Source organism: Spirosoma fluminis (genome assembly GCF_054778895.1).
On sequence record NZ_BAAGZD010000021.1, the window covers coordinates 1 to 2246 of the forward strand.

The 2246-nt window shown below is 66.1% G+C and carries 2 protein-coding genes; one reads left to right on the forward strand and one right to left on the reverse strand.

From position 1 onward, the window contains the following. On the reverse strand, positions 1-851 hold an 851-nt coding region (locus ACYVBJ_RS20405), incomplete at its 3' end, for a gliding motility-associated C-terminal domain-containing protein (protein ID WP_460984161.1). 54 nt (positions 852-905) lie between these two features. Here ACYVBJ_RS20405 and ACYVBJ_RS20410 point away from each other — a divergent pair. Continuing rightward, the gene (locus tag ACYVBJ_RS20410) at positions 906-2213 is read left to right on the forward strand and encodes a hypothetical protein (RefSeq protein ID WP_460984162.1); all 1308 of its coding nucleotides are present in this window, start codon (positions 906-908) and stop codon (positions 2211-2213) included. Positions 2214-2246: the final 33 nt, after the last annotated feature.

A 2246-nucleotide genomic window follows, 5' to 3' on the forward strand; every position in this document is an offset into this window, starting at 1 on the left:
TATTTAAGGGATACGTTTTCTCTAAGCAGCTGCACCCAGCCCTTCAGCACCTGCGGGGGCGCCGTGCGGTCCAGCACCCCGTAGCGCACACTCACCTGGTAGTAGTACAACCCGCTGGGCAGCTCCGCCCCATCACTGCTGCGACCATCCCAGCTCAAGCTGGCACTGCTGCCCTCGTAGACCTTGGCTCCCCACCGGTTGTAGACCACCAGACCCACCTGCTCGACAAACCGAGCACACCGCAGAGGGGCAAACACATCGTTCTTGCCATCCCCGTTGGGGGTGAACACGTTGGGCAGCACCAGCTCGGGGCAGGCCTCGTTGCAGACCCGGTTGGAAGGCGCACTCTCCAGCCCCCGGCTGTTGACGGCCGTCACGTAGTAGCAGCCCGCCACGCTCGTCAGATTGGTATGAGCAAAGCTGGTGGTGGGGGCAGGAACCTGAGTCAGCACCGCTGGGCTGTCCTGCTGGTAGCGGCCGTAGTAGAGCTTGTAGCCCACCACAGTGGCATCACAGCCCGCCCCGCTGTTCCCCTGCCAGCGCAGCTGGTTGGTGAAGGAGCTCTGCTCACAGAAGCTCTCACTGCTCAGCGAAGCGCAGTTCAAGGAGTCCAGCCCCAGGGTGGGGGGGCAGGGCCGGGTGGTGTCGGTGGGACTGGCGCAGAGGATCTGGCTATAGTTGATCAAGACACCCAGGCCAGCCAGCCTGGCATCACTGTAACGTCCTCTTGTCAGCACCCGGTAGCAGTAGCTGGAGTCGGCCGAGAGCACCCCCGAGGTGTTGCCATCGACCAGCACCCGGTCTTCACCCGTGTCGACAAAGGTAAAGGAGGCTGGCCCCTGGACGGGCACCTGGGCGATGAGGTTGAAGGGACCCTGGGGCCCTGAACGAGAGCGGTAGACATCATGGAGCTGGTTGTCGTTGGACCAGGGCGTGCTGGCCTGCCAGCTCAGACTGATCCGGCGGTTGGCGGGCGTGGCAGCCAGCCGCACCGAGGAGGCCGCTTCGGTCACGTCGAGCCGGGTGAGCTGGCCGGTGCTGGCCTGGGTGTAGAAGAACTCCAGCCGGTAGGTGTAGGCCGTGGCTGCCGTGTTCAACCCCTTGTCCACAAAGACCGTGTCAGCTACGCCCGGCTGCAGGCTGGTGTTGAGGGTGGCGATGGTAGAGAAGTTGGTGCCGGTGAGCCCTTCGGCCCGCTGCAGGCGGTACTGGTAGGGGCCGCCCAGGTCGCCGGGGTTGAGCCCGATGGGTCGGCTCCAGCGGACGGTGATCTGGCCGCGGGTGTCGGCGGTGGAGTCGACCGTCACCTGGGTGATGACGGGGGCCAGCAGGGGCAGCTCCAGGCAGGCCTGGGCCGAGACGATGCTGACGCCCCCGTTGAAGCCGCCGTTGCGGTCGGGGTACTGGGCGATGATGCGGTAGGAGTAGGCGGCTCCGCGTCGCAGGGCGGTGGTGTCAGTGAAGGTGGTGATGCCCTGCTCGACCTCGCCCACCCTGACGTAGCCCGAGCCGGCGGGCAGGCCGGTCTGGCAGGGTCCGATCTCGATGTTCTCACAGCCCTCCCGGCGGTAGATGGTGAGTCGGGTGCCGGCGGCTCCGCAGGAGTAGGGGGTCCAGCTGAGCTGGATGGCCCGTCCGTTGGCGGTGGCGGTGGGTCGGGCGGTGAGGTTCTGGACCGCTGGTCCTACCAGCCGGATGCGGAAGGTCTGGAAGGAGACCAGCGAGGCCACCCCCCGGGGGGGCACATCGTTGACCTTGAAGATGACATCGTAGGGGGCTTCCCGGAGCTGGTTGCAGTTGGTCTGCCAGCTGAAGTTGACCGTAGCGGGCTGGGCCAGGGCCACCCCGTTGTTGGTCAGAGTGGCGTAAGCGGGCTGAATCAGTTCGCCCGGGGGCAGGGGCTGGCGGTCCTGTCCCAGGTTGAAGACGCCCCCAAAGCCGGTGATGATCACCCGCTGGCCGTCGGGGTCAGAAGCGGTGACGGGCTGGTTGATCAGGGTACCGGCGGTGACACAGAGGTCGGGAATGGGCTGGATGAGGGGCCGTCGGTTGGGCTGGTCAACGACGATGATCTGCATGTCGCGGGTGATCTCGCCGATCAAGACGCCGTTTCGCCACTCCTCGATGATGAAGGCGAAGTTGAACTGGCCTTCCTCACCGGGGGCGTCCCAGCAGAGGGTTCCGGTGAGGGGGTCGATGGCGAAGGAGGGTGAGCCCCCGCTCTCGCCCGAGCGGCTGAAGCGGGT